This window comes from Hyphomicrobiaceae bacterium, assembly GCA_041397645.1.
In the GTDB taxonomy this organism is placed as follows: Bacteria; Pseudomonadota; Alphaproteobacteria; order Rhizobiales; family Hyphomicrobiaceae; genus Hyphomicrobium_B.
Genome location: JAWKWE010000005.1, coordinates 333,811 through 359,296, shown reverse-complemented (window position 1 = coordinate 359,296; position 25,486 = coordinate 333,811). Strand labels below are relative to the sequence as shown.

Genomic DNA, 25,486 nt, shown 5'->3' with positions numbered 1-25,486 from the left:
GCCTCGCCCGCTGACTTGCTAGCTGGTTGACAAAACACGCCTTTCGCATGACCGCAGGGAGGTGGGCGTTGTGCTTTTCGCGGGAGCGCGCAAAATGCACGTTACGAGCACGAGGGAGTCGACGGAATGACGAACCTTATAGTCCGTATCGACCTGGGAACGCACGGGCGACTTGGCCCCGGCAAGCTCCAGCTGTTGCAGAAGATAGATGAGTTGGGGTCGATCTCGGCAGCCGGACGTTCCATGAAGATGTCCTACAGGCAAGCGTGGGCGCTGATTGATCAACTCAACCATGCATTCAAAGAGCCCGTTGTTGTGTCCCAGACAGGCGGCAAGTCAGGGGGCGGCGCGCACTTGACCGATTTCGGACGTCTGTTGCTTACTCACTGCAACGCCATGATCGGCATGGCGAAGAAGACGGCACAACCGCACCTTGAGTTTCTCGACGCCGTGCTGCTGCGCGATCCCTCCGGCCAGCAGAAAACGGATGCGGATGATGATCCCCTGCAGGAGTAGTTGCGCCTGGCGAGTTCAAACGAGCAACTCGCCGCGCAGATAAGCGCGAGCCTCTCGTGTTTGCGGCTCATGAAAAAAGCCCGCCGCATCATCTCTGCGCTCCACGATCCGTCCCTTGCTCATAAACACGATCTGATCGGCGACCCTCCGCGCCTGATTGATGTCGTGCGTGATGAACAAGATTGGTGTCCCTGTATCGCGCACATGGCGCAGCGTATTTTCGATTGCCGCTGTGGATGCGGGGTCGAGGTTTGCGCACGGTTCATCGAGAACCAGAACTTCCGGATCGCATGCCAATGCCCGTGCCAAGGCAAGTCGCTGCTTTTCTCCGCCAGATAGAGAACCCGCATCCTGTTCGGAAAGGAACTCCAGTCCAGCTCGTTTCAGGGCCTCATTGGTGCGATCCGGCCATTGATCGGCGGAAACTCCGGTCGCACGCAGCGCATAGAAGATGTTTTCGCGTACGGATCGGCTCAGCAGGACGGGACTCTGAAATACGATTCCAATGCGCTTGGCGCCAAGACGGCTCGGCTGTTGATCGGCCCAGCGCACGTCACCGTGATCAGGCTTCAGCAAACCGCACAGCGTGCGCACAAGGAGGCTTTTTCCAGCTCCGTTAGGTCCCAGCAGGACGGTAACGCCACTCGTCCCGTTTAGCGAGAAACTCACATTGTCGAGCAGTGTTCGTCCATCCCGCGAAAGAACGATCTCGTTCGCGCTAAGCGGCAACACGTGCGTGTGCCCAGTCGTTTGGGCCTCATGCCGAGATGGCCGGTGGACCGTCATGGGTGGACCCGTCGCACGAGTTGCGGCACACCGTGCGGTCTAAGGGTCAACACAAGCGCGTTGATAGCCAGCGCGAGCGCCAGCAGAATGATCCCCAGCGCTAAGGCCAACGAAAGATTGCCGCGCGATGTCTCAAGCGCAATTGTAGTCGTCATGGTTCTGGTGACGTGATTAATGTTGCCTCCCACAATGATGACTGCGCCAACCTCGGCGATCGCGCGTCCGAAGCCTGCCAGCATCGCCGTTGCGAGGCGCATACGTCCCTCATAAAGCAACGTCCCGGCGCGCTCCCAGCCTGACAATCCATAAGCGCGCAGAAAATCATCGTATTGGATGAGCAGGTCCTTGATGGTCTGGCGGGTAAGAGATGTCACGATCGGGGTCACCAGCACCGCCTGGGCGATGATCATCGCTGTGGGCGTGTAGAGGAGTTCTAGCACTCCGAGCGGCCCCTGGCGCGACAGGGCAAGGTAAACCAGCAGTCCAGCCACGACAGGCGGCAAACCCATCAGCGTATTGATGATTAGAATGAGAGCGCGTCGTCCAGGAAAACGGGAGACAGCAAGTAGGGCTCCCAAGGGCAGACCAATGACCGCTGCAATGGCGACAGCGGATAAGCTCACCTCAAGGGAGAGCAAGATAATCTCGATTAAGTCTGCGTCCGCGCTGACGATAAGGTGAGCAGCGGCTGAAAGGGCGGAGGTGGCATCGCTCATCGTTCAACTACCTCAACGCCCGTCCGTGCTGGCTAAAAATGGGCGTCAAAATCAGCCTCCAACTAGACCGGCTCCAAGCAGGCGATATGCTTTAACAAGAATAACGGATGCTTTGCTAGCTCGATTTAGGGGAGCTGATTCTAAGACGGCATTGCACCAAGGAACATGTTTGCGTCATAGGCCTTTGCTGACTACTCTCTTACGACAAAAGAATGGTGCAAACGCACACCGCAATAACATCTCGGAGGGAATAGCACGATGCTCAAAGCGCTCGTCATCGACCCAGGAAAATGCACCGGCTGCAAGCAGTGCGAAATGGCGTGTTCCCTCGATAATGAAGGTGAATTCAACGTTTCCAAGTCGCGCATCCGCGTCTTCGATTTTCACGAATTGGGCCAGATGGTCCCCTATACTTGCACCCAGTGCGCAGAGGCTTGGTGTCAACAAGCCTGCCCCGTTAACGCCATCACTACCGACGCGGATTCGGGCGTTAAGATTGTCCACGACAATCTGTGTGTCGGTTGCAAGGTTTGCACGATTGCCTGCCCGTTCGGCACCATCAATTATAACGCATCGACCGGCAAGGTTATGAAGTGCGATCTGTGCGAAGGCAGTCCGGCCTGCGCCGACGCATGTCCGACCGGCGCCATCACGTATCAAGACGTCGAGCAGACCGGCTTCGACAAGATGAAGGTGTGGGCGGCCAAGGCTGGCGCATCCGCCGACCGCACGCAGACCAACGCGCCGGTCGCCAAGCACTGATGACAAGCCTCACGGGTAGGCGGCGCTTAGCGCATCGCGTCGCCGATCTCGTATCAAACATCGCTAGCGGTTAGGGCGGCCACAACAGGCCCCAACAGCAAGCGCCAAAGTGACCAAAGGAGATACCGATGGGTTGGGCACGTAAAATTCTCAGGATTGATCTGACGGCCGGCACGGTAAAGACCGAACCCCTCAATATGGAGTGGGCACAGAAGTATCTTGGCCAGCGCGGTCTGGCCACGAAGTACCTGTTGGAAGAGATCGACCCGCGCGTCGATCCCATGAGCCCTGCCAACAAGCTTATATTTGCAACCGGTCCGCTGACGGGCACGGCGGCTTCTACCGGAGGGCGCTATTCGGTCATCACCAAAGGCCCTTTGACAAACGCCATTGCTTGTTCGAACTCCGGCGGCTACTTCGGCGCGGAACTCAAGTTCGCGGGATGGGATATGATCATCCTCGAAGGCAAGTCGCCAAAGCCCGTCTACATCAGCGTGATGGACGACGTGTGCGAAATCCGCGACGCCTCCGCCATCTGGGGCACCAGCGTCTGGAACACGGACGAGTGGATCAAAAAAGAACATCAAGACCCCATGATGCACATCGCCTGCATTGGGCTCGCAGGTGAGAAGGGCTGCCTCTATTCAGCGGTCGTCAATGATCTGCATCGCGCTGCGGGCCGCTCAGGCGTCGGCGCCGTGATGGGCTCCAAGAATGTGAAGGCGATCGCGGTACGGGGCACCGGCGGTGTCAAGGTGAAGGACGGCAAAGCGTTCCTCAAAGCCACCTCCGACGGCAAGAAGGTACTTCAAGCCAATGCGGTGACCGGCCAGGGCCTTCCAGCCTACGGCACCCAGGTGCTGATGAACGTCATCAACGAGGCCGGCGCCATGCCGACCCGCAACCACCGCCAAGTTCAGTTCGAGGGCGCACACGACATCTCGGCTGAAGCGATGGTCACGCCGCGCAAAACGGACGGTAAGAAAAACCTGCTGACCAACCAGGCGTGTTTTGGCTGCACGATCGCCTGCGGGCGTATTTCCAAAATCGACGAGGGTCACTTCACCATCAAGAACCGTCCTGAGTACTGGCATGCTTCTGGCGGTCTTGAGTACGAAGCGGCATGGGCGCTGGGCTGCAATACCGGAGTTAACGATCTTGAAGCGCTGACCTTTGTGAATTTCATCTGCAATGAACAGGGCATGGATCCGATCTCGTTCGGCGCGACCGTGTCGGCAGCGATGGAACTTTACGATCTCGGTCTCATCACGAAAGAGACCACCGGCGGTATCGATTTGAAGTTCGGATCGGCTGAAGCTTTGGTCCAGTGCGTTGAGTTGACCGGCAAAGGCGAGGGATTTGGCAAGGAGTTGGGTTTAGGGTCTCTGCGCCTGTGCTCCAAGTACGGACGTCCGGATCTGTCGATGTCGGTCAAGGGACAAGAGTTCCCGGCCTATGACTCGCGCGGCATTCAGGGCATGGGTCTGACCTATGCAACTTCCAACCGTGGCGCCTGCCACCTGCGCTCCTACACGGTCTCGTCGGAAATTCTCGGCATTCCGGTTAAAACCGATCCGCTGGTCACCGACGGCAAGGCTGCGCTCGTCAAAGCCTTCCAGGATGCCACGGCCGCCGTCGATAGCTCGGGCCTTTGCGTATTCACGACCTTCGGGTGGACGCTGAACGACATTGCCCCGCAGGTCGACGCGGCCTGCGAAGGCGAATGGTCGCCAGAGCGTCTTCTGGAAACCGGTGAACGCATTTGGAACATGGAGCGCATCTTCAACAACCGCGCTGGGCTTACGGCGAAGGATGACACGCTTCCGCCGCGACTGCTAAAAGAAGCTGCAGAGACGGGACCCGCCAAGGGCCTCGTCAACGGCCTCGATAAGATGCTGCCCGAATACTACGAGCTGCGCGGCTGGACGAAGGAAGGCGTGCCGACGAACGAGACGCTGTCACGTCTTTCACTCTGAGAGATCGCAGGCGCCGGCGCGCGCCCGCGTGTCGTCGGACTTGCCTGCCCAGGCTTGACCAGTTGAACGCGAGGCCCGTCTGAACCACAATTCAGACGGGCCTTTTTCGTCAGGGACGCGAAACCGGTCCCGGCGCAACGAAAAAATACGGAGGAGCATGATGCATCACGTGATCGTTGGATCGGGGCCCGCGGGCGTTACCGCTGCAGAGACCATTCGCAGCCTCGACAAGTCCGCTGAGATCACGCTTATCGGCGGGGAGGGTGAAGTACCCTATTCGCGCATGGCGATTCCTTACCTTCTGCACGGCGACATCGAGGAGAAGGGGACTCATCTGCGCCAACAGAATGGTCACTACGATCGCCTCGGTATCAAGTACCGCAACGCGCGCATTTCAGGCATCGATCCCACCGAAAAGACCCTATGGACGACGGCCACCGAGCCCATCAAGTACGATCGGCTTCTGCTCGCGACGGGCGCATCACCGATCATCCCGCGTATCGAGGGACACGACCTGCCGGGCGTGCACACCTGCTGGACGCTTTCGGATGCCCGCGAGATCGCCAAGATCGTCGGACCGGGCCAGCCGGTCGTTCTCGTCGGCGCCGGCTTCATCGGATGTATCGTTCTGGAAGCTCTGCATCAAACCGGGTGCCAGTTGACCGTAGTTGAGATTGCGCCGCGGATGGTGGCGCGCATGATGGACGAGACGGCTGGCGGCATGCTGGGACGCTGGTGCACTAATCTTGGAGTGCGCGTGCTGACGAACACCAAAGTCGAGCGCATCTGGCCAGCAAGCGGCGTGGGCGGGTCCAAGCTTTCGGTTGGCTTATCGAACGGTGAATTCATTCCCGCCGGTCTCGTCGTGCTCGCAGCAGGCGTGCGTTCCAACACGGGCCTTCTCGTTGGAACGGGCGCCAAGGTGAACCATGGCATCGTCGTCAACGAGTATCTGCAAACCACTGTTCCCGACATCTATGCCGCTGGCGATTGCTGCGAAGGCATCGATCTGTCTACAGGCAAGCCGGATATGCTGGCTATTCAGCCTGTCGCGGTCGAACATGGACGCTTGGCAGGACAAAACATGGCCGGGCAGAAAACCGCCCATCGCGGATCGCTCAACATGAACGTCCTCGACACTATGGGGCTTATTTCGTCGTCTTTCGGTCTGTGGCAGGGTGCACCGGGCGGTGAAACTGCAAGCGTAACCGACGAGAAGAACTTCAAGTACCTGAAGCTCAACTTCCTTGGCGATAAGCTTGTGGGCGCACAGTGCGTGGATACAACTGATAACATCGGCGTTCTGCGTGGACTCATTCAGTCGGAGTTTAAGCTTGGGAAATGGAAGCAGCGACTGATGGAAGAGCCTGAGCGTTTCCGCGAGGCCTACGTCGCGATCGCTCAAGGTTGGCCGCGCCAGATTCCGGGTGGTCCGGTCACCAAGGCTCCGGTACATAGCCCTGAGTTGGTCGATGCTATTGCTCGGTAATGTCGTGCGGACACAGACCGTGGAGCAGAAAGGACGTGGGGTGCGCGCGACATGCAGGTTTCGCTGAAACTGTACGCTTCGCTCGGCGCTTATCTACCCGATAACGCCGAGAAGAACGTTGCCCAGATCGACGTCGCGGAAGGCACCACAATTCGCGAGTTGCTCGACCGCTACAACGTGCCTCCGCAAGCCTGCCACCTCGTTCTGCTCAACGGTCATTTCCAAGCCCCCGCCGTGCGCGGCTCCGTGAAGTTAAGTCCGGGCGACGCGGTCGCCGTCTGGCCTCCAGTTGCAGGCGGCTGATGACTGCGCGAATGCCTTTCGCCAACCAACGCACGATGTCGCTGTCGCGTGAAGAGTTTGCCGCTTCGATTGCGAAACTCGGACCGCACACGAACAGCGCTGATGGCAATCCGCTCTTCGCGCTCCAACCTGGATCGGTAGAAATCAGATACGCTCCTGCACCCAGCAAGACTTTTGGCGGGTTGCTGGCCTTGCCACAAGCGATCGTCACACTTGTATTCGATGCCACCAGCCCCGAATCGGAAGCGCAGTTCTTGCATCGTTTCGACATCTGCTTCCAACGCGGAGGCGGCTAATTCCCATCGCGCATGACGCAACGGATTGGCGAGCCCGGAAACTGTCATCGCGAGCATTTCCACACGGCAAAATCGATGCCGGACCTCCATACACAACCTATCTCTGACCCGTAAGGGAGCGGTCAGCGTCCAAGCGTAGCAGTCCACTCCGACATGCGAACAACGGTGGGTGACTGCGATGGATCTAAATAGGCATTTTGCGAATCCGGCAGGCGTGTCTTCGACGTCAATGCACGCAGCCTTTCCGATGCTTATCGATGACGAAGCAGGGCTTATCAAAAGTTTCAATCAAGCAAAACAGTTCGAGCAACCCTATCGGTATTGGACGCTGACACGTTGCCTCCAAGAAGGCCTGATCGACGAAATCATGAGCCTGCCGTTTGAAGCCGCCTCGCTCGAAGGTGTGTCCGGCAAACGCGAATTACATAATCCAACTCGCAATTATTTCGACCAGGCCGCAATCGCGAAGTTTCCCGCCTGCGCGAGAGTGGGACTATTAGGTGCGGATTTGGAACTAGCGGAAAGATTACCCGCCAATCAGAGCGGCGTATGAGATGAAGTTGATGCTGTCACCGGGCTTTACGCCTTTGCTGTCTTCGGGCAACTCCACCAATCCATCTGTCGAGGTTAGTGAGCTAATGACGCCCGCGCCGTCCTGCGCGTATTTCGTGGCTTCAATGATGCCGTCTTCTGCACGGCTCAACGAGACGCGGACGTACTCACGGCGTCCTTCTTTCTTCTTGTAAAAGAAGGCGGACCTAACCGGCAGCGCAATAAAGTCTTCAAAGTGCGCGCCAGAAAGCTGGAGCAGTAACGGGCGCACAATACGAACGAAGGTGACGAAAGCGGCTACTGGATTGCCGGGCAATCCGCAGAAGGCGCACGCTTCACCATTGGGCGCACGCAAGACCCCCATGGCGACGGGACGACCGGGCTTGATGGCCGTGCGCCAAAAGGTCAGCGCGCCCATCGCCTCCACGGCTGTGCGCACATAGTCGGCTTCGCCCGTCGAAACACCACCAGACGTCAAAACGAGATCATGGGAAGCAGCGGCTTCGCCGAGCGCACGCGCAAGCGCCTCGGGTTCGTCGGCTAGGATCCCGAGATCGCTGACATCTGCCCCCAGAGCTTCAGCTTGGCCGCGCAGCAACGTGCGATTGGCATCGTAGACCGCCGCAGGCGGAAGCGGACTACCGGCTTCAACGATCTCATCGCCGGTCGAAAATAACGCAACCCTTATGCGTCGCCGCACCTTAAGCATTGTCGTGCCCACGGCGGAGGCCATCGCGAGATGTTGGGGCGCAAGACGCACGCCAGCACGCAGAACCACGGCACCTTCGCGCACGTCCTCACCTTTGAGGCGACGATTGGCCCCCGGCTTCAATCCGGCGGGCAGCAGCACATAATCGCCATCGACTTTGCAATCCTCCTGCATGAAAACAGTGTCCGCGCCCGTCGGCATAGGTGCGCCGGTAAAGATGCGCGTCGCCGTACCTGGCTCGATGGGATCGGTGGCGCCGTGGCCTGCAAGCAAACGAGACGTCACCTTCAACCGCGTCTCGGCGTTGGTCTGAAGGTCCTGATGGCGCACGGCATAGCCATCGACGGCGGAATTATCGAAGGGAGGCAAGGCGACCGAAGCGGTGGTGTCTTGTGCGAGAACACGGCCTCGCGCGGCGCTGACGGCTATTGCCTCAGTCTGAGGGACCGGCATGACACGCTCGCGGATCAACCGCCCAACGTCGTCGACCGACAACAACGGCCCGCCAAAAGCAAAACAATCGTCCGTCAGTTGGGCCATGAGGCTCCCTCGAAAATCCCAGCGATGTCATCGCCATAACGGTGAGGGCCGATATGGTTAATCGCAGAACGTCTGTGTGGCGCTATTACATCGAATATTGCTGAACATGTCACGAGAGTGAAAGAGCAACTTGAGCTGAGCACCCTTGTTGTGCCGTTATGGACGCAGCGACATAGCGGGTGCGCTAACGGGTCAAAGCATAAAGAAGTGACCGCGGCCCCTTATTTCGCTGCAGCTGGAAGACGCTGCGTAAGAGTATGGGGGTTTAGTAATGCGTGGTTTGATGGCCCGCCGCCCAGCGCGGCTGCGTGGGAGCTATTGCGCACATTGCGCATTGATCGTCGCCTTTTCCATAGCTTCACTGTCTGGCGCTTGGGCCCAAACCGCGACCGGCTCATCTGACGCGGCCGATGTTGGTGACACAGGAGAGCCCGCCTACGAGTTGCCCTCCGTGGTCGTCACCACGAAGGATCTGGCCGCCAATCCGGCCTCTAAACCCAAAGCAAAGAAAGCGACCGTTGCTGCCCAAACATCAGGGCCTGCTCCGAAAAAGAAAAAGGCTTCGGGCGGCGGCGGTGGATCGCAGGGCGGAGACGAGGGCGGCGGAGTGGCCGCCGATACAACTGGCCAAGGTGCAGGTTCAGCTGCCGGTCAAAGTCAGGGAACTGGACAAGGAGACGGCGATCTTTCCGGTCGCAGCGATCAGCGCATCGTCGAGAAGGTCGCCTCCGTCAGTGTCGTCACAGCCAAAGACATCGAACTGTCCGGCGCGCGGACCCTGGACGAAGCCATCGACCTTGTTCCGGGGCTGTTTGTTCGCAACGCGGCAGATGGCGTGCCCCGCATAGACATTCGCGGCATGCGCACGCGTAACATCATGCTGCTGATGGACGGCGTACCGCTGAACTCGACGGCAGATGGTCAGTTCGACCCGCGCACAATTCCCGTTGAGAACATCGCCAAGATCAAGGTCACACGCGGCGCCAGCTCCGTGCTCTACGGCCCTGGAGGAAACGCGGCCGTCATCGACATCATCACGAAAAGTGCCGCCGAAGGCCTGCACGGCAGCGTTCAAGCCGAATGGAGTCCAGAACGCGGCACTCAAGAACGCGCAACCGCAAGCTACGGATCAGGTGCGTTCCAGACTTTCATGTCGGCATCGGGTCTGGACCAGGATCACTACGACCTGTCGCACGATTTCACGCCGACAAAGCAGCAGCCGACCGACGAGCGCGTCAATAGCGACCGGCAGGATCGCGCGTTTTACAGCAACATGACCTGGACGCCATCGCAGTATGCCAAGATCGGCGTCAGCCTCGATTACAGGACAGGTGAATACGGAAAGCCTCCGGCCACGATTGCCAGCGGCGACAAAAATGCGTTGCCAGAGTCCGCATATGTTCCGCGCACACGCTTTGAGCGCGTCCACGACTACGAGAATTTTTCGATCCAGACCTCAAGCTGGTTCCGGTTGAGCAAGCTTTTCTCGATCCGTCCCACGGCCTACTACAATCGGTTGAATGAAGTAACCGACAGCTACGACGACGCCACTTTCACCACGCAGACGAAGACCAACTCCAGCCACGAGGACGCTACGACGTCTATTGGCGGCGGTGGTCTTCAAGCCCTCTATGGTTACGAAGGCAATCAGCTGACGATTGCGCTCGATGGCCGCAACGAGTCCTGGGCCTCGACCGGCTTCTGCATTCCCTCCAGCGGAGGTGGTGGTGGCGGAGGAGGAGGAGGAGGAGGAGGTGGTGGTGGTGGTGGTGGTGGTGGTGGTGGCAACTGCCCCGGCAAGAAACGCTACGACTTCGACACCGATCACGACATTCAGGTGTTCTCAGCTGCGGCCGAGCAGGAGATGACGCTTGCTCCTGGCCTTACCGCCGTCCTCGGTTCCGGGTACGCCTCGCAACATCGTGAGAGCGAGACAAATGACGGCTACACATATATCGCGGGCCTGCGGTTGCAGGTCACCGATACAACCGCCTTGCGCGGATCGGTTGCGCGCAAGATCCGCTTCCCCACGTTGCGCGACCTGTATGACATTACCGGCGGCAATCCGGACCTGAAGACGGAGGTAACGCAAAACTACGAAGTCGCTGTCGAGCAGACACTGCCTGAACTCAAAGCGTTCTTTAGCGTCGCCTTGTTCCGTATCGATGCTACAAACTTCATCGAACGCGAAAATCAGATCTTCACCAACATCGGACAGCTTACGTTCCAGGGCGTGGAAGCGACGGCGCGTTATCGCGGAATTCAAAATCTCGATCTGTGGGCCAGCTATAGCTATCTTGAGGCAACCAATGAAGATCCCGGGATTGATAACACGTCCAAGCTGCAAAACAGACCCGCTCACAAGATCTCAGCTTCAGCAAGCTACCGATTTGATACCGGACTGACGCTTTCGGCCGACTACATCTACATCGCCGGCAGCTACGCGCTTTCTACCGGCTCCGGCCCCGTTACGGCACTCGAACTAGACAGCTACAACGTGGTCAACATCGGTGCTTCACAAGACATCTACGGCACTAACGCTCAGTTGTTCGGGCGCATCGACAATCTGTTCGATGAGGACTACGCGGAAACACTCGGCTTTGAGCAGCCCGGCCGCACGTTCTTTGCGGGATTAAGAGCGAAGTTCTAGGCGCTGGGCGGCTCGCACCCATGGTGTTCTAAAAGCAGATTTGTAAAAAAACAGGCGCGAGGAAGGTGTTCCTCGCGCCTCTTGTTTGAGATCGGCACTAGCGGGGTTCGGTTGCGTCATACGTTTTCGCGATTCCAACGCCGCACGGTAATCCGCCAAAGCAGCGCGGCCAACAAGCCGCCTGCCAGCCCGTAACAAAAGTGCGTTGTCAGCGGGTAGGCGAGGCCGTGGCGAAGCGAGCCGAAATTAATACCTGTGGTTTCGAAAATCCCAGAGCGGATCAGCGGCTTGGTCGCATGTCCCAGCGCGGCAAGTAATGGAAGAACGAAGAATTGCGCACGCCAGTTCTTAAACAGCAGAACGCCTGCATCGACCAGCAATCCCGGCGCTAATCCGAGAAGCGCGGAGCTCGCGTCGTGTCCCATGCCCGTTGCAAAGCTCGCGCTCGTAAGTGCTGAAAGGCAAACGATCGTCGCGGAGAAGGGGTTTGTACAAGACAACCGCCCCAGAACCAGCAAAGCCATGGCCTCTAGACCGTGATGTCCCGGCATCTTGAGCGGATAGTGGAAAGTCTTGTGCAGCACGTATGTCAGCACGCCCAAACTGATCAGAAACGCCAATCGGCCCAGCGTCAGCGGGCCGACGAATTCAATAGTGCCTAGTCCCTTCGCGGGGGACAATTTTCCATTCGCACTGAGCATTGTTTCCCTCCACCCTTTCGATGAGAAGAACGGCTTTGTGATCGAGCAGCACGGGCCTGGGCCAGGGCGCAACGTCGATCCGATCCGTTTCGTTGATTGGTTCGTTGGTCTTTGCTTGCAGCAGGTCGATGCCCGTATTGGCCATCAAGTGCCCGACGGTCGTGACACCGTCGAGATCTCGCACGCCCCTCACCCATACGAAGCGCCCGTCATGGCCGCTCTTGCGAAGACCTGCGCAGGCGAGCGCACCGATGATCCCGCCGTGGTCACCAGTCACGCCCTCCAGGTGAATATTGCTGCGTTGTGCCAGCTCTTGTGCTTGCGCCTTGGTGAGCACTTCCTCTTTTGCGCGCAATCCAAATGCGATCACTTCTTCCAGGACGTCATCAAAGGCCACAACAGAAAAGGCGGCGTCCGATCCCTCGGCTGCGTAGACTTCAAGAAAGCCCCGCGCCATGTCGATCAGAACATCAAGCTCCCCGCCGTGCCAGTCGATGTCGAGACAGAGCGCGCTGTTGTGGGAGGTATAGGGAATGTCTGGGTGAACGTAGAGCTGATGGCGGCTGATACCTCGCACTTGGGCCAAGTTCTCTTCCATCAACTGACGGCCGAACTCACGCGCGCGGAAGCCGGTGCCGCGGCTTTCAAGATTATCGGTGTCGTCCATACCGACCAAAAGCCGGCGTGCCGTTATTGTTGAGCGCATATAACGCATATAACGCGAACAGGCGGTGCGTTTCAATTGACATAAGGAGCAACGCATTCAAGCCTAAATCAAAGGGGAGCCGCAAATTGCGATATGCGTGATTTTACATAACGCGCACCTGGCTTAGCGGTCGCGTTCAAACCCGTGGGATCTTCCGCTTAGGACGATCGCGTCTTGTCGCGCTCAAGGATAGTCGCCAGACGCGCAAAGTCTTCCACCTTCAAGCGTTCCGCGCGTTCAGTGGGTGCGATGCCGGCTTCTTGCAGAAGGAGCTCTGGCATCGCCACAAGCGACTTTAGCGATTGGCGCAACATTTTGCGTCGTTGCCCGAACGCGGCCGCTGTTACGCGGCCCAACGTTTCCACCCTGCAATCGGGTTGTGGAGCAGGGATTGGTAGAAACTCGACCACCGCCGATGCAACCTTCGGCGGCGGTGTAAAGGCCTCTGCAGGTAGGTGCAAGATGATGCGCGCGCGCGTTCTCCACTGCGCCAGCACGGAGAGGCGCCCGTAGGCTTTGGAACCTTCGGCCGCCACGATGCGCTCGGCCACTTCGCGCTGGAACATCAGCACCATACGATCGTACCACGGCGGCCATGGCGCGGTTTCGAGCCAACCGACCAGCAACTGTGTGGCGACGCCATAAGGCAGGTTCGCCGCAATCGAAACCGGCCCATCCGCAGCTGCTATCAGCGCCTTCCAGTCGGCATCAAGCGCATCTCCAAAGTGAACATCAAGGCGACCGGGATAACGAGCTGCGATTTCTTCAAGCGCGCCTTTGCACCTTTCATCGCGTTCAACGGCGAAGACCCGCGCGGCTCCTTCCATAAACAGCGCACGGGTCAAACCGCCAGGTCCAGGCCCCACCTCGACGACGGTGCGTCCTTCGAGACTTCCCAGCGCCCGGGCGATTTTACGAGTGATATTGAGGTCGAGAAGAAAGTTCTGACCAAGCGACTTCTTGGCGGCGAGTTCGTGTGTCTCAATCACAGACCGAAGCGACGGCAAGCCGTCGGGCGGCGTACCGCGTGGCACATTTGGGCTGTCGTCGTGCGTGACCATGGTTGGCTATATAAAGCGTTAGACGACGGATGCACCGCCGCAACTGGCGGGACGAGGATGGGCAAGCCTGCCGGCAAGCTTTATGGCGGCAATCAGACTTGTCTCGCGCGCGATGCCGTGTGCTGCGATGTCGAAGGCCGTCCCATGATCGGGAGATGTTCGAACGAAGGGAAGCCCCAAAGTGACGTTGACGCCTTCGTCAAATGCCAACGTCTTAATCGGGATCAGAGCCTGATCGTGATACATGCACACCGCCGCGTCATACCCGCACCTTGCCTCGGCGTGAAAGAGCGTATCGGCGGAATGGGGCCCGCTCACCCTAAGGCCGGCGGCTTGTAATGCGGTGATTGCGGGTGCGATGATGTCAATATCTTCGCGCCCGATACTGCCGTCTTCGCCCGCATGTGGGTTTAACCCGGCGACCGCTATACGGGGGACGGGAATATCAAATTGATCGCGCAACGCGTTCCACGTAATCCGCACAGTGTCGGCGATGAGGGCAGGGGTGATGAGCCCCGGCACGCTCTTGAGCGGCACATGTATGGTGGCCGGCACCACGCGCAAAACCTCGCTCGCCAGCATCATGACCGGCCGGGCCGCGGCATGAGGCCAGTGACGACCAGCGAGCGTCGCGAGAAATTCCGTATGTCCTGGATGGGCAAAGCCTGCTCCATACAACACAGATTTGGCGATCGGCGCTGTGACGATGCCGCGGACTTGGCCCTGCGCCACCTCAGCAACGGCACGCTCAATGGCAGCGATAACCGCCGGAGCGTTCGCGGCATTGGGTGTTCCCGGCTCTACAGGGACGCCAACGGCAATGGGAACAACGGGCAGGGCGCTTTCGAACTGTGCACTCGCCGCCGCCATGTCGGACACGGGGGCAATAGGAACTTTCGCACCCAGCGCCCGGGCACGTTCCTCTAGAACGTTCGGATCACCGAAATAGACGAAGGGCGGCAGCGCGTTTAGCGCGCGCGCAATCCAAGCCTTCAGCACAATTTCAGGCCCGATCCCGGCGGGATCGCCCATCGTCAATGCCAATGGCGCAACGCGCCCCGATGCACCAACGTCGAAGTCTGAACCAGAAACAGCACTAGGGCGTTTCATTTCATCGGTACTCGATATGGGCGTCCTGTCGAAGATCCTTCAAGTAACGCTTGGCAAGCAGATCGAACTCTTTCTGCTTGAGTTCACCCTCAGCCTGCGAGCGCCGAGCATCCTCGGCCTTAACTACGTCGCGACCGCAAACGGCGAACATGTCGATGCCATCTTCCGTCACCGAGGGAGGCAGCATCTCGTTGTCTTTGGCATTGAGGAGCAAGGATCGCGTAGGCTCGGGGAACGACGCGGGCTTGCGTTTGCCCAGATCCTCAAAGTGCACACCCGGCTGCCCAGCCACTAATTTGGCAGTTGCGTCGCAACCCGTAAACTTGGCGCGCAGGGCTTCCGCTTGAGTGACGCGCTGGGCAACACCGCCGCGTTCTATCTGAGCTGGCATGTTGATCCTGACGCGCTGGACCTGCAACTCGACTTGATCCTCACCGCCGCCCGATGCTGCAACATACCTATCGACGTCACTGCTTGCGATAGCGATCTGGTGGCCGAATTTGCGGCGAATAACGTCCTGCCAAGCGAGGGTGGTTCCGATACGCTGTTTCATGGGGTCCAGCGTTCCGCCAAGGTTCTTCGTCAGCTGCTCGACGGTCATCTTGTTGCGATCGGCAATGCTCTTGATCACGGCATCTACCTCGGACGGACTTGCAGTCGCCCCCAGTCGCTTGGCCTCCTGCATCTTCAGCTTTTCGTCGATAAGTTCATCTAAGGCTTCGCTGCTGGACTTAGTGCTGGTTTTCGATCGCGCCTCAGCCTGCAGCTGAGCAAGCATCGCGTTGCGCTTGGATATAACGAACTCTTTTTGGATCTTTTCCAGCTCTTCCTTGCTGCGCGGCTGACGTTTGCGCGCATAGGCTTGGAACTCTTCCTGGATCTTCTTGCCCGTAATAATCTGCTTCCAACGCGCTTCTACGTTGTTCTTCACGTATTCGCCGACCGCGCCGCCAGAAAGCATCTCCGCGCGCTGACGTACTTCATAGCCGGTAATGGGTTCGTCATTAACAAGAGCAACGATGGACAGCTCCGTATTGATGGATTTCTTTTTGGAAGACGCAGCCGTCTTGCTGACGGCACTTTTTCCTGGAGGCGTGCCCTCATTGTTGGGGCCGCGCATTACCATTTGAGCGCCGGCCGGCGTCGCGAGTGGCGGCGCGAAAATAAGAGCGCCGAGCGCAGTCAGAACAAGGACACGAAGCGTGTGTTTGGCTAATTCCATGGCCCGTATGGTCAACCCTGCATATGTTTGGTGGCGGGACGTGCCGAACCGCCAAGCCTTTTGAGCTTCCGGCCGGGCGGAAGCTCATGTCTTGCTGAAGTGCTATTCTTGCGGGCCAAGCGCACAAGGCAAGCGCGACTCGACCGCTTGGGAAGCCTAATCCAAAACAATGGCTCCCTGCCGCGTTATCCACAAACAATGGCATCGCCGTGACGGGCCCGGGAACACAGCCTTTAGCTCAGGCTTTCACGGGGGCACATAGCGTACTCCGGCAGCTATAGAAAGCGCTCGAATGGTCCCCCGACCGCGCAGAAATACGGGTTAACCGCGTTTCAGAAGGCCTGTTATCCGATCGATTGATCAAGGAGGAAAAGGAGCCGCACCAAATTCGCGCCCTGGGAGGATTGCGCGCGATCAGTTCGTGCGCTCCGTGCCGCCGAACGCGAAGTCGAGAGTATCTGAGGCGTAGTTGAACTCGCCCAAATGCTTGAGTTCAAAGCGCAGCATCAAAGTGCGATCGTCCTGAATGGTGTCGCTGTTATAGTAGCTTTCCGAGTAAGTCGCGGTCAGCACGAAGCACTCGTCGGCGTATTTGACCGAGATGAAGTCCGACAACAGCTGGCTAGCATCGATATCGTAGCGCACACCAGCGCCAGCGCTCCAGCGATCGGTCAGCTGGACATTGAGCGCCGATTGTACTTCCTGCTGCGAGCCTTGCTGTTCGACCAACGAATCCGCCGCTGCGTAGCTGTAAACGCCCGTAATATCCAGCGGGCCGTATGAGTAATTCAAACCCGTGCTCTGACGACGCAAACCCAAGCTGGACTGGTCGAACCGGCTTTGCGATATCAGCCGGAAGCTGTCGGTCGGCGCAATGTAGGCGCCCAGTACATAGTCAGAACGATCCGTCTCCAGTCCGCTGTAGGCCGAGTAGAGCAGGTTGCCCTGATCATCAAAGCCCGGATTTGCGTACACGTTATCACCCGTCAGGTGATAGCTCTGACCGGCGAGGAAGCGCGCATAGCCGCCGTCGTTGGACTGGAACGTGTATTGAACGCCCGCGTTCACGCGGGTGCCCATTTCCGTACGATCATAGCCTGAGAACTTCGACACCTCGAACAGGTTGGTGTCGTCGAACACCAAACTGCGCGCGTCCTCATCGGGCAGCCGGCGCTGGGTAACAGCATCCTGGCGCGACACGATTTGGCCAATGGGCTCGATGATGTGGCTCGCGCCGGCAGTATTTGCAACCCACGGATAGCTCACAGTGGCGCCACCAGCGGCTATACCGCGGAATGTCGTGTCTGAGCTCACCAGCTGACCCGTATAGAGGATGGGATCTCCGTTTGCATTCAGCTGGAAGGATTCCGGGTCGGTGAAATCATTGAACTGGTAGATGTCGCCGCGCAAATTGGCGAACGGCGTATAGGTGATGCCGAGGCTGTCTGTCAGCCTGCGGCGCCATTTCATTTCCGTCGTAAGACGTTGGATATCCTGGTTCTTGTAGCCATCGGCGACATGCGTAACGGGATTATACAGCGTCGCGCCGTCGACACGGGTGAAGGACAGCAAGTTGCTGTCCACTCTCAACTCGCCGCCCAAGACCGGATCAGCAAACACATAGTTATAGTCGATGATCGGGTGCGTGTAGCTCTCCGATTGGGGCGTGTCGTCGAGAAGCAGGCCACCGAAGTGGTACAAGCGCGCAGAGAAGTAATTCCGATCTGACTGGCCCGTCAGATAGACTTGGTTGACGCGGTCGGTCAGCAGCATGTTGTCGAATTTATAGAAGCGGCGGAACTGGTCGTCGCTTTCCAGCGTCACGTCCCAGCCGAGCTTCCACCAGCTCGACAGCGCAAACTGTCCCCTGGTTTCAACTGTGCCGCGCCAGCCATTATATTCCTGCCGGTTGTCGGTGTAGGGCGCATCGGGAACAGGCAGGTCGCGCCAGTTCTGGTCGATGCCTGCAAACTGCACGGTGTATTCGCCGTTCTCCAAACGATGACGCCACACGCCGCCCCACATGATGCCCTGCTTCGACAGGTATCCGGGCTTGAAGGTGAAATCGTAGTTCGGTGCCAGCGCGAAATAGTACGGGATCTCGGTCATGAAACCGAGCGTCTGGGATTGGCCGAAGCCGGGGGTCAGGAACCCTGACTTTCGCTTCACCGTCGGGTCGGGATGCTGGAAGTAGGGCAGATAGAGGACCGGCTGTCCGTAGATGTCGAACGTCGCATCCTGATAGGTGATCGTTTGCGCATCTTTGTCGTGAATGATGCGCGCTGCGCTCAAACACCAAAGCGGCGGGGTGGAGCCGTCGGACTTACAAGGCGTGAACCGGCCATTGCGGAATTCGGTGACATTCCCCTCGCGGCGGGTCGCCTGCTCGGCCGTGATGCTGGTGTCGTCCTTCGAAACGATGCTCAAGGACTGAACAAAGCCGTCACGGAAATCGTCGGTCAGCGTGTAGCGGTCAGCGCGCACGATGTTGCCCTGAGGCTCCTTGAGCGTAACATTGCCGACGGCAGTCAGTGTCGAGGCGTTCTGATCGTAGACCACCTCGTCTGCCGTCAGAATGTAATCGTTGTAGAAAATTTCGACGTTGCCGCGTGCGATGACCCGATTGCCCTGGGTGTCGTAGATCAGCTGATCGCCTTGCAGATTGAGCGGGGCAGCCTTGTCGAGGTGCTTGTCGATCTTGCCGAACATGCTCCCGTTCGTCTTGCCGAACGAGCTCTTCTTGGTCGATGGGGTGCCGAGAATGCTGGGGTCTTGGGCGTTGGCTTTGGAGGCGGCAAACAGGGGCACGGCAACCGCGAAAAAGGCGAGAAGGCAAACAAAAACAGATGCGGGGCCGGCAGCGTCTCGCCACCAGCCCAGTCCGCGTGACGTTCCGCAACCCTCTTGCGGTGTCCGCGATTTACGCATCACTCAGCCATCCTCCTGGTGCAGGAGTACCGTTGTCGCCACGATCAGGAGCAGGATCACAGGTAGCCATATGGCCGCCCAAGCGGGGGCCAGACCGGCAACGCCGATTTGTCTCGCAATTTCCGATAACAAGAAGAATCCTAAGCCCCCGACCATTCCACTGCCGACCATAGTCTGGATGCGTCCAGAGCGGAATGACTTGAGAGACACAGTTGCGGCCAAAAGGACCATCGCAATACAGAGCAACGGGCGTGCAAGTAACATCTCGTATTGGACACGCAACTTTTCGGTGGAAAGTTTCGCTTTTTCAGCAACTTCGATCAGTCCCGGGAGGTCGAAGACAGACACCGAGAAGACCGTTCCCAAGGCGTCCTGGACACGGTCTGGAGTAAGGTAGGTTGAGAGTAGATAGGAGTCGTACTTTTGGGGCTCCTCGCCGAGCCTGGAAATCCACACATCGCGCATCCTCCAGTAGCCTTCCTTGAGGTCGGCCCCAGCCGCATCGACGCGCTCCGAGAAGTGCCCATCTCGATCATAAACGAAGGCAATTACCCCTGTCAGCGTGAGCCCCCGGTTGGAGGCGGCCACTGCGCCGATTACGGACTCGCCATCAGCCCCATCCTGACGGAGCCAGGAGCCCCCTCCTTGGGCTTTGAGCAGATTGGCGTCGCGGCCAAAGGCCTCCGCAAATTTCTTCTCGGCCTCTGCGCGCCCCGATGCGGCCATCGGATTGTAGACTACCACACCTAGAAACCCGACCAGGAATGCAACCAGGATGCCCGGTGTCAGAAACTGCCAAACCGACATTCCGCCTGCACGCATGACGGCGAGTTCGCTCTTGCGATTGAGGAACAAAAGCGCACCGATGCTGCCGACCAGAATAGCGAAACCAAACAGGAACTCGGTATAGGCGGGCAGCCGCAGCAGCGCGATGCCGGCTAAAGTTGTGGCAGGGACTTCCCCGTACTTACCTGATTGGCGAAGCAACTCGACAAAGTCGATCATGAAGATCAGCATCGAGCAGATGAGAAAGGTCGTGAAAATTCCAAGGAGGAAGCGCGCACCGATGTAGCGGGTCAGCGTCCAGTGTCTCATTGCGACGCCCCCGACCGAAAACGCTTTGGCAGCAATGGATTAAAAGCGCTTCGCACAGCTCCGATCACCGGTTCCACGGTGCTATGCACACGGTCCCCGATTGAGGGCCCTGACCTCTGATTGCGCTGGCCAGCCATGATGATCAACACGGCGGCCAGCATCGCCACGAGGGGCAGGCCGTAGAGTACCGGGACGTAGCTCGCCTTTACTGCCACCAAGTTGTTCACGGCAAGCCCCGCCAACCGTGCCCCTGCAGCCACGAGAAACGCAACGACAAGATTTTCCATCCGGCTTGATCGGGTCGAGCGAGCCTGTCCGACGAAGGCCACGACAAGAAGAGCGAAAGCGAATGGATAGAGGGGGTTAGCGAAGCGCTCATGCAGTTCGGAGCGGAACTGTCCCGGTTGAGTTTTGAATAAGGAGCTATCAGGGCCCGGATCGTAGAGCTCGGAAAAATAGCGCTCTCTAGGCTTCAGCTCGCCTTCGCCGCCGTCCTGTGGCTCGAAGCGGTCGAGATCCACCGCATATCGGTCGAACGCGATGATCTGGGGAGGTTCTTTGGGGTCAGTGCGCCGAATGATATGGCCAGAGCTCATGACGAGGTAGGCCGTTGGATCCTGCTTCACAATCTGACCGCGCTCGGCCAGATAGCTTTGGGCCTGAGACTTATCTCGCGTGTCATGCATGAGAAGCCCAAGCAATTCACCGTTCAGCGCGCGCTCGCGAATATGGAACGTCAGGTTCGGCTCAGGACTAGAAAAGCGACCTGGCTGCATAACCTGAGTGAGAAGGTCAGTCCGCACCTGAACAATGTATTGCTTGAGCAGCTGCATGCTCCAGGGTTGCGCCAGATGATTGACGAAGGCGAGCCCGGCGGAAACGAATAAAGCCAGCATCAGCAGAGGCTTGGCCGTTGTCCAAACCGTCGACCCTGCAGCCGACAAGACGATAAGCTCGCTATCGGTATTGAGCCGGTTGAGGGTGTGAAGGGCTGCGATCAGAAAAGAGAAGGGAGCTATGATCGCCATTAAATTGGGCAGTGCCAGCGTCGTCATCCTGATAAGCATCATCGTGTCCTGCCCCTGCGAGGTCACGACATTGAGCTGGCGGAGCGCCAGAGCGATCCAGACGATCCCTGTAAGCGACAGAAGAATAAGTAGAAATGCGCCCGCCGCTTGCCGGAAAACGTACTTTGAAAAAATCCCCATTTCGCGCGATGTCCGCGTCTGAGCCAGCCCCGAATAAATCGAAGCGGCAGGTATCCCGAATTGACGCCCCCTTGGGCGTCCTTGCGCCCCCCGTCGCTGCGCCCCCATCACAGCGCCTCATGCGTCCGCGTCCCATAGCACGGTGGCGGAATTTCGACTTGCTTGGAAGGCGTTATGTGTAAGTAGCAATTGGGCTACAGCTTGGACTTCAGTCGTCGGGGATAAAGCCACACCCCACGTTAGAGCCCCTGCGCAACTCTGCCCGAGGCGCCCGGCATCGACGTGAAAACCCGTGACTTGCCAAGCTCCCGCAACTATCTAATCTGCCGTGTCCTCGCGTTTGCCCTCGCACAAACTTTGTGACGCGGCGCGTTGGAGGCGGCCACCACCGACAGGCCGGACGTACAACATTCTGTTCTTCTACCCACCCACCCCTGAGGCTCAGCCGACCCAGTTTCACCCGCCTGGCTATCCTTGTTTTTTGGAGAACTCACCAAGATGCCCGATCGTCTCGACATTTCCTTCGCAGCTCTCAACGCAGATCATGAACCCATTTGCGTGATCCTAGCCGCTGAAGGAGTGGAGCTTGGCCCGAAGGCAAAGGACATCGATAACAAATCGGCCGGTGCCGTGGTGAAGGCGGCAGGAGCCGCAGACTTCAAGGGGAAGATGAAATCGACACTCGAAGTGCTCGCGCCGCCCAAAACAGCAATCGACCGCCTATGCGTCGTGGGATTGGGCAAGATCCCAGCGCTGACGGAGCAGGCCTGTGTCGATCTAGGCGGCGTCATCATGGCGGCCGTCCAGGCGCGTAAGGGCACGGTAGCTACGATCATCGTCGATATCGAGGGCCCGGAGGATCTGAAAGTGGAGCAGGTGGCGGCTCTCATGGCGCAAGGCGCGATGCTGCGGCACTATAGCTTCAAGAAGTACCACACCAAGAAGAACGGCGAAGACGCGAACGATAAGGACGGACTCAAGAAGCTCGTCATCCAGGTTGCCCATCCCGACAAGGCCAAAACGGCATTCGCGCCTCTCAAAGCAATCGCAAATGGCGTCAACGTCGCACGAGATCTGGTCAACGAGCCGGCCAACATCCTCGGTCCGGTCGAACTCGCAGAAAAAACCAAAGCTCTCGAAAAGCTCGGTGTCGAGGTGCAGATCCTCGACGTCAAGGCGATGGAGAAGCTGAAGATGGGCTCGCTCCTGTGTGTAGGTCAGGGCAGCGAACGACCATCGCGCATGGCGGTGATGGTCTGGAACGGCTCCAAGAGCAAGAAGCCGTCAAAGCCCGTGTGCTTCGTGGGCAAGGGCGTCATCTTCGACACCGGCGGCATTTCCATCAAGGGCGCAGCCGGCATGGAAGACATGAAGGGCGACATGGGCGGAGCGGCGGCCGTGGTTGGACTGATGCACGCACTTGCTGAGCGCAAAGCCAATGTCAACGCCGTCGGACTGATCGGCTGCGTGGAGAACATGCCGTCCGGCAACGCTGTGCGCCCAGGCGACATCGTCACCTCGATGTCGGGCCAGACAATCGAAGTCATCAACACAGACGCCGAAGGCCGCCTCGTGCTTGCCGACGTGCTCTGGTACGCACAAGAGCAATTCAAACCCAAACTCATCATCGACCTTGCGACGCTGACTGGCGCGATCATGATTGCGCTGGGCAAGGAGTATGCTGGCATGTTCGCGTCGGAAGATGAGATCGCCGAACAGCTGTCGGTGGCTTCCAAGTCAACCGGCGAGAAGGTGTGGCGAATGCCGCTCGACAAGGCGTTCGACAAGATGATGGATTCCAAGAACGCCGACATGAAGAATACCGGTGGACGCTGGGGTGGCTCGTGCACCGCAGCAGCTTTTCTCCAGCGCTTCATCAAGGACAACACGCCCTGGGCTCATCTCGACGTCGCCGGCACAGCCATGGATGGCTCCAAGAGCGATATCAACACGAGTTGGGGTTCAGGCTGGGGCGTGCGGTTGCTAGACAAGTTCGTTGCGGAGTTCCACGAGAAGTAATCGTTGGACCAGTCCCAGGCTACGATCCTTTGCAAAGCGGCCGTCCCAAGCTTCGTCAGCTTGCGGCGGCTCTGCAACTTCCGGGAACGGCGCATCGAGGTTGTACCAAACCGCTTTGATCAGCGGTCTTGTGACTAAATTCCTAATGTCTGTTTCATATTGAAACAAAGAACATCTTGGTCGCCACTTTCCATAATATGTCTTATGCGAAATAGCTGAGACACCGACGACGTCGGCACTTGCTCTGATGTCTGAATAACTGTAAATCACGCCGACCTCCGGCCAAGGCGTTGGGACCTCCGGTTCCCACTCAACATATTTCGCGGTTATCTTTGGAATGCTCCTCAAATCCGTATCCCGCTGGACGGGATATTCTCTGCTGCTTCTACTCGTAGTCGTAGCATTCGGCTTCTATGCCTTTCGCTACGAAAACGCCTACCCGCAGATGCCATACGAGGCCATTGCCTCGACCAGTTTAATTGCGTGCTTCTCCCTACTTCTGACACGGCGGGTTCAATTTTCAGTCCTGGTTGCGCTCGTTGTTGCGGCAATCATCGTGATCACGTCGGAAGTGAAATATGCGTTCATGTCTGCACCGCTCCTCGCCTACGATCTCTATTTCTATCTAGGCTCAAGGGCGACGGTCGATTTCCTGGTCTCGGACTACACGCGATATGTCTTCGCCATCTTGCTTGGACTCACTGCCCTGCTTCTTCTGCTTCGCAGGTCATACCGCGCCGACACTGTGAAATTGCCGCGGATCGCCACCCTGGGCGTCGCTCTCGTTAGCATAGGTGCTAACTGCCTTGCGTCAGGCGGACCATACAAAAAGATCTATGCCTCCGCCGACCGCTATCAACTCACTGTCTTTTATCGCTCGATCGCCGACGCTATGTCCATCGTCGAACGAGGTCCCATTTTTGAAATTTCGACCACAACTCAGACCAATACGTCTCGACCGTTCCGCCCTCAAACAGCGTGCACACTTGATACGCAAGCTCCGCACGTCATCCTAATCCATCAGGAAAGTGGGTTTCCCCCCTCCTTTTTCAGATCAATAAAATACAATCCTGAACTCGATTCCTATTTCAAATCGTTCGATGGGAAGATGCACAAACTGCGTGTCGAGACTTACGGTGGCGCCTCGTGGATGACTGAATTTGCCCTGATGTCAGGCCTGTCGACCTATTCTTTTTTCGGCGGGACACGCACGTTTATTCAATCCCTCATGCGTGGGCGATTGAAGAGCACTGTTCCGCAACATTTCCAGAAATGCGGATACCGTACAGCAGCTTTCTATCCCATGCCGTCAACATTTGTAGCTGCCGGACCATTCTACAAATCGATCGGATTCGAGGACTTCTTCGATATGAAGGTTCAAGGAACAAAATCCTATAAGGAACGCGACTCATTTTATTATGGCAATCTTATCAAGTATCTCGTTGACAACGCCGCGCATTCAAACCGTCGAGTATTCGCGTATGTATTCACAAGCGCGACACACAGCCCGTACAACTCTGCTATGGCGCCAGAATTGGACCTCCATCAGAATGCTGCGGAAAACAGCCCAGAAATGAACGAATATTTGCGTCGAATGCTCATTGCCAAGCGCGACTATGATGCCCTTCTGACGTCACTAAGAGCGCACTTTCCCAACGAGAGGTTCCTAATTGTGCGTTACGGCGATCATCAGCCCTTCCTGACGCTCGATTTGCCTGAAATTCAAGAAATCGATGCTAGGGCTAATGCGGATAAGTCCTTCGAACTGGCTCGCTCCGACAAATTTTCTACTTATTATACGGTTGATGCCATCGGCATGGAACCGCCGCCCCTCCCTGAATATGAAATTCTCGAAGTGCCCTACCTGAGCTCGGTTATCACGAGCTTTGCCAGACTTCCGGCATCGGATGATTATACCGCGCGCCTGGATTTGATGCACCACTGCGCTGGCCTGTACTACAGTTGTGGGGACAAAAGGGCAGTGCTCGATTTCCAACGCCGTCTCGTAGATGCGGGCCTGGTGGACATTCACTGAATGCAAGGCTTCTGCTGCCTCTCCGAGGAAGAATTGCATTTGCGTTCTTACGCAACAGTAATGGCATCTCCCCTAGTCAGACATCCGACTATCTATAACATTGAGC

21 protein-coding genes are annotated in these 25,486 nt (G+C 57.9%); 10 read left to right on the top strand and 11 right to left on the bottom strand.

Annotation, left to right across the window (positions count from 1 at the left end):
* Positions 1-126 precede the first annotated feature (126 nt).
* The gene (locus R3D51_15460; GenBank protein ID MEZ5900880.1) at positions 127-516 is read left to right on the top strand and encodes a winged helix-turn-helix domain-containing protein; all 390 of its coding nucleotides are present in this window, start codon (positions 127-129) and stop codon (positions 514-516) included.
* Positions 517-531: 15 nt separating this feature from the next.
* Here the strand turns inward: R3D51_15460 and R3D51_15455 are convergent, their stop codons facing one another.
* Both R3D51_15455 and R3D51_15450 read right to left on the bottom strand, forming a co-directional pair.
* Entirely contained in the window at positions 532-1,248 is a 717-nt protein-coding gene (locus R3D51_15455) for an ATP-binding cassette domain-containing protein (GenBank protein ID MEZ5900879.1), read from the bottom strand.
* Positions 1,249-1,298: 50 nt separating this feature from the next.
* Entirely contained in the window at positions 1,299-2,018 is a 720-nt protein-coding gene (locus R3D51_15450) for an ABC transporter permease (GenBank protein ID MEZ5900878.1), read from the bottom strand.
* Between the two features lie 258 nt (positions 2,019-2,276).
* Here R3D51_15450 and R3D51_15445 point away from each other — a divergent pair, with 258 nt between their 5' ends.
* The 6 genes from R3D51_15445 (at position 2,277) to R3D51_15420 (ending at position 7,397) form a co-directional block, all read left to right on the top strand.
* Positions 2,277-2,780 carry a 4Fe-4S dicluster domain-containing protein gene (locus tag R3D51_15445; GenBank protein ID MEZ5900877.1) on the top strand — a complete coding sequence of 168 codons (504 nt, stop codon included), beginning with the start codon at positions 2,277-2,279 and terminating at the stop codon, positions 2,778-2,780.
* Between the two features lie 128 nt (positions 2,781-2,908).
* Complete coding sequence (locus tag R3D51_15440; GenBank protein MEZ5900876.1) at positions 2,909-4,756, top strand: aldehyde ferredoxin oxidoreductase family protein; 1,848 nt, start codon at positions 2,909-2,911, stop codon at positions 4,754-4,756.
* 157 nt (positions 4,757-4,913) lie between these two features.
* Positions 4,914-6,245: an FAD-dependent oxidoreductase gene (locus tag R3D51_15435; GenBank protein ID MEZ5900875.1), complete on the top strand. Its 1,332-nt coding sequence runs from the start codon at positions 4,914-4,916 to the stop codon at positions 6,243-6,245.
* A 51-nt stretch (positions 6,246-6,296) separates the two neighbouring features.
* Positions 6,297-6,548 carry a MoaD/ThiS family protein gene (locus R3D51_15430; protein ID MEZ5900874.1) on the top strand — a complete coding sequence of 84 codons (252 nt, stop codon included), beginning with the start codon at positions 6,297-6,299 and terminating at the stop codon, positions 6,546-6,548.
* Positions 6,548-6,844, top strand: a complete 297-nt coding sequence (locus R3D51_15425) for a hypothetical protein (protein ID MEZ5900873.1) — start codon at positions 6,548-6,550, stop codon at positions 6,842-6,844. The genes R3D51_15430 and R3D51_15425 overlap by 1 nt, the downstream gene beginning before the upstream one ends.
* Positions 6,845-7,013: 169 nt before the next feature.
* Entirely contained in the window at positions 7,014-7,397 is a 384-nt protein-coding gene (locus R3D51_15420) for a hypothetical protein (GenBank protein ID MEZ5900872.1), read from the top strand.
* Here the strand turns inward: R3D51_15420 and R3D51_15415 are convergent.
* Positions 7,371-8,645, bottom strand: a complete 1,275-nt coding sequence (locus R3D51_15415; protein ID MEZ5900871.1) for a molybdopterin molybdotransferase MoeA — start codon at positions 8,643-8,645, stop codon at positions 7,371-7,373. The genes R3D51_15420 and R3D51_15415 overlap by 27 nt on opposite strands.
* Before the next feature lie 271 nt (positions 8,646-8,916).
* Between R3D51_15415 and R3D51_15410 the strand changes: the two genes are divergently transcribed.
* Positions 8,917-11,295 (top strand): TonB-dependent receptor, encoded by a 2,379-nt coding sequence (locus tag R3D51_15410; GenBank protein ID MEZ5900870.1) that lies wholly within the window; start codon positions 8,917-8,919, stop codon positions 11,293-11,295.
* 116 nt (positions 11,296-11,411) lie between these two features.
* Here the strand turns inward: R3D51_15410 and R3D51_15405 are convergent, their stop codons facing one another.
* The 8 genes from R3D51_15405 to lptF all read right to left on the bottom strand — a co-directional run bounded on the left by R3D51_15405 (position 11,412) and on the right by lptF (position 21,326).
* On the bottom strand, positions 11,412-11,996 hold the full coding sequence (locus R3D51_15405; GenBank protein MEZ5900869.1) for a hypothetical protein: 585 nt from the start codon (positions 11,994-11,996) through the stop codon (positions 11,412-11,414).
* Positions 11,944-12,663 (bottom strand): hypothetical protein, encoded by a 720-nt coding sequence (locus R3D51_15400; GenBank protein ID MEZ5900868.1) that lies wholly within the window; start codon positions 12,661-12,663, stop codon positions 11,944-11,946. Before R3D51_15400 ends, R3D51_15405 begins: the two co-directional genes overlap by 53 nt.
* 197 nt (positions 12,664-12,860) lie before the next feature.
* On the bottom strand, positions 12,861-13,763 hold the full coding sequence (gene rsmA, locus R3D51_15395) for a 16S rRNA (adenine(1518)-N(6)/adenine(1519)-N(6))-dimethyltransferase RsmA (protein ID MEZ5900867.1): 903 nt from the start codon (positions 13,761-13,763) through the stop codon (positions 12,861-12,863).
* Positions 13,764-13,781: 18 nt separating this feature from the next.
* Positions 13,782-14,873: a 4-hydroxythreonine-4-phosphate dehydrogenase PdxA gene (gene pdxA / locus R3D51_15390; GenBank protein ID MEZ5900866.1), complete on the bottom strand. Its 1,092-nt coding sequence runs from the start codon at positions 14,871-14,873 to the stop codon at positions 13,782-13,784.
* 1 nt (position 14,874) lies between these two features.
* Positions 14,875-16,095, bottom strand: coding sequence for a peptidylprolyl isomerase (locus tag R3D51_15385; protein MEZ5900865.1), 1,221 nt, complete (start codon positions 16,093-16,095; stop codon positions 14,875-14,877).
* 414 nt (positions 16,096-16,509) lie between these two features.
* On the bottom strand, positions 16,510-19,023 hold the full coding sequence (locus tag R3D51_15380; GenBank protein ID MEZ5900864.1) for an LPS-assembly protein LptD: 2,514 nt from the start codon (positions 19,021-19,023) through the stop codon (positions 16,510-16,512).
* A gap of 3 nt (positions 19,024-19,026) precedes the next feature.
* A complete protein-coding gene (gene lptG, locus R3D51_15375) occupies positions 19,027-20,118 on the bottom strand; it encodes an LPS export ABC transporter permease LptG (protein ID MEZ5900863.1) in 1,092 nt (363 codons plus the stop codon).
* On the bottom strand, positions 20,115-21,326 hold the full coding sequence (lptF, locus tag R3D51_15370; protein MEZ5900862.1) for an LPS export ABC transporter permease LptF: 1,212 nt from the start codon (positions 21,324-21,326) through the stop codon (positions 20,115-20,117). The genes lptG and lptF overlap by 4 nt, the downstream gene beginning before the upstream one ends.
* A 498-nt stretch (positions 21,327-21,824) precedes the next feature.
* Between lptF and R3D51_15365 the strand changes: the two genes are divergently transcribed.
* A complete protein-coding gene (locus R3D51_15365; GenBank protein ID MEZ5900861.1) occupies positions 21,825-23,345 on the top strand; it encodes a leucyl aminopeptidase in 1,521 nt (506 codons plus the stop codon).
* Positions 23,346-23,901: 556 nt separating this feature from the next.
* The gene (locus R3D51_15360; GenBank protein MEZ5900860.1) at positions 23,902-25,380 is read left to right on the top strand and encodes a sulfatase-like hydrolase/transferase; all 1,479 of its coding nucleotides are present in this window, start codon (positions 23,902-23,904) and stop codon (positions 25,378-25,380) included.
* Positions 25,381-25,486: the final 106 nt, after the last annotated feature.

Excerpts from the sequence above, each read along its gene's own strand:
- R3D51_15425 (MEZ5900873.1), top strand. The coding sequence starts at position 6,548 with ATGACTGCGCGAATGCCTTTCGCCAACCAACGCACGATGTCGCTGTCG.
- lptG (MEZ5900863.1), bottom strand. The coding sequence starts at position 20,118 with ATGAGACACTGGACGCTGACCCGCTACATCGGTGCGCGCTTCCTCCTT.
- R3D51_15405 (MEZ5900869.1), bottom strand. The coding sequence starts at position 11,996 with ATGCTCAGTGCGAATGGAAAATTGTCCCCCGCGAAGGGACTAGGCACT.
- R3D51_15430 (MEZ5900874.1), top strand. The coding sequence starts at position 6,297 with ATGCAGGTTTCGCTGAAACTGTACGCTTCGCTCGGCGCTTATCTACCC.
- R3D51_15400 (MEZ5900868.1), bottom strand. The coding sequence starts at position 12,663 with ATGGACGACACCGATAATCTTGAAAGCCGCGGCACCGGCTTCCGCGCG.
- lptF (MEZ5900862.1), bottom strand. The coding sequence starts at position 21,326 with ATGGGGATTTTTTCAAAGTACGTTTTCCGGCAAGCGGCGGGCGCATTT.
- R3D51_15410 (MEZ5900870.1), top strand. The coding sequence starts at position 8,917 with ATGCGTGGTTTGATGGCCCGCCGCCCAGCGCGGCTGCGTGGGAGCTAT.
- pdxA (MEZ5900866.1), bottom strand. The coding sequence starts at position 14,873 with ATGAAACGCCCTAGTGCTGTTTCTGGTTCAGACTTCGACGTTGGTGCA.
- R3D51_15365 (MEZ5900861.1), top strand. The coding sequence starts at position 21,825 with ATGCCCGATCGTCTCGACATTTCCTTCGCAGCTCTCAACGCAGATCAT.
- R3D51_15460 (MEZ5900880.1), top strand. The coding sequence starts at position 127 with ATGACGAACCTTATAGTCCGTATCGACCTGGGAACGCACGGGCGACTT.
- R3D51_15450 (MEZ5900878.1), bottom strand. The coding sequence starts at position 2,018 with ATGAGCGATGCCACCTCCGCCCTTTCAGCCGCTGCTCACCTTATCGTC.
- R3D51_15380 (MEZ5900864.1), bottom strand. The coding sequence starts at position 19,023 with ATGCGTAAATCGCGGACACCGCAAGAGGGTTGCGGAACGTCACGCGGA.
- R3D51_15385 (MEZ5900865.1), bottom strand. The coding sequence starts at position 16,095 with ATGGAATTAGCCAAACACACGCTTCGTGTCCTTGTTCTGACTGCGCTC.
- R3D51_15440 (MEZ5900876.1), top strand. The coding sequence starts at position 2,909 with ATGGGTTGGGCACGTAAAATTCTCAGGATTGATCTGACGGCCGGCACG.
- R3D51_15435 (MEZ5900875.1), top strand. The coding sequence starts at position 4,914 with ATGATGCATCACGTGATCGTTGGATCGGGGCCCGCGGGCGTTACCGCT.
- R3D51_15445 (MEZ5900877.1), top strand. The coding sequence starts at position 2,277 with ATGCTCAAAGCGCTCGTCATCGACCCAGGAAAATGCACCGGCTGCAAG.
- R3D51_15415 (MEZ5900871.1), bottom strand. The coding sequence starts at position 8,645 with ATGGCCCAACTGACGGACGATTGTTTTGCTTTTGGCGGGCCGTTGTTG.
- rsmA (MEZ5900867.1), bottom strand. The coding sequence starts at position 13,763 with ATGGTCACGCACGACGACAGCCCAAATGTGCCACGCGGTACGCCGCCC.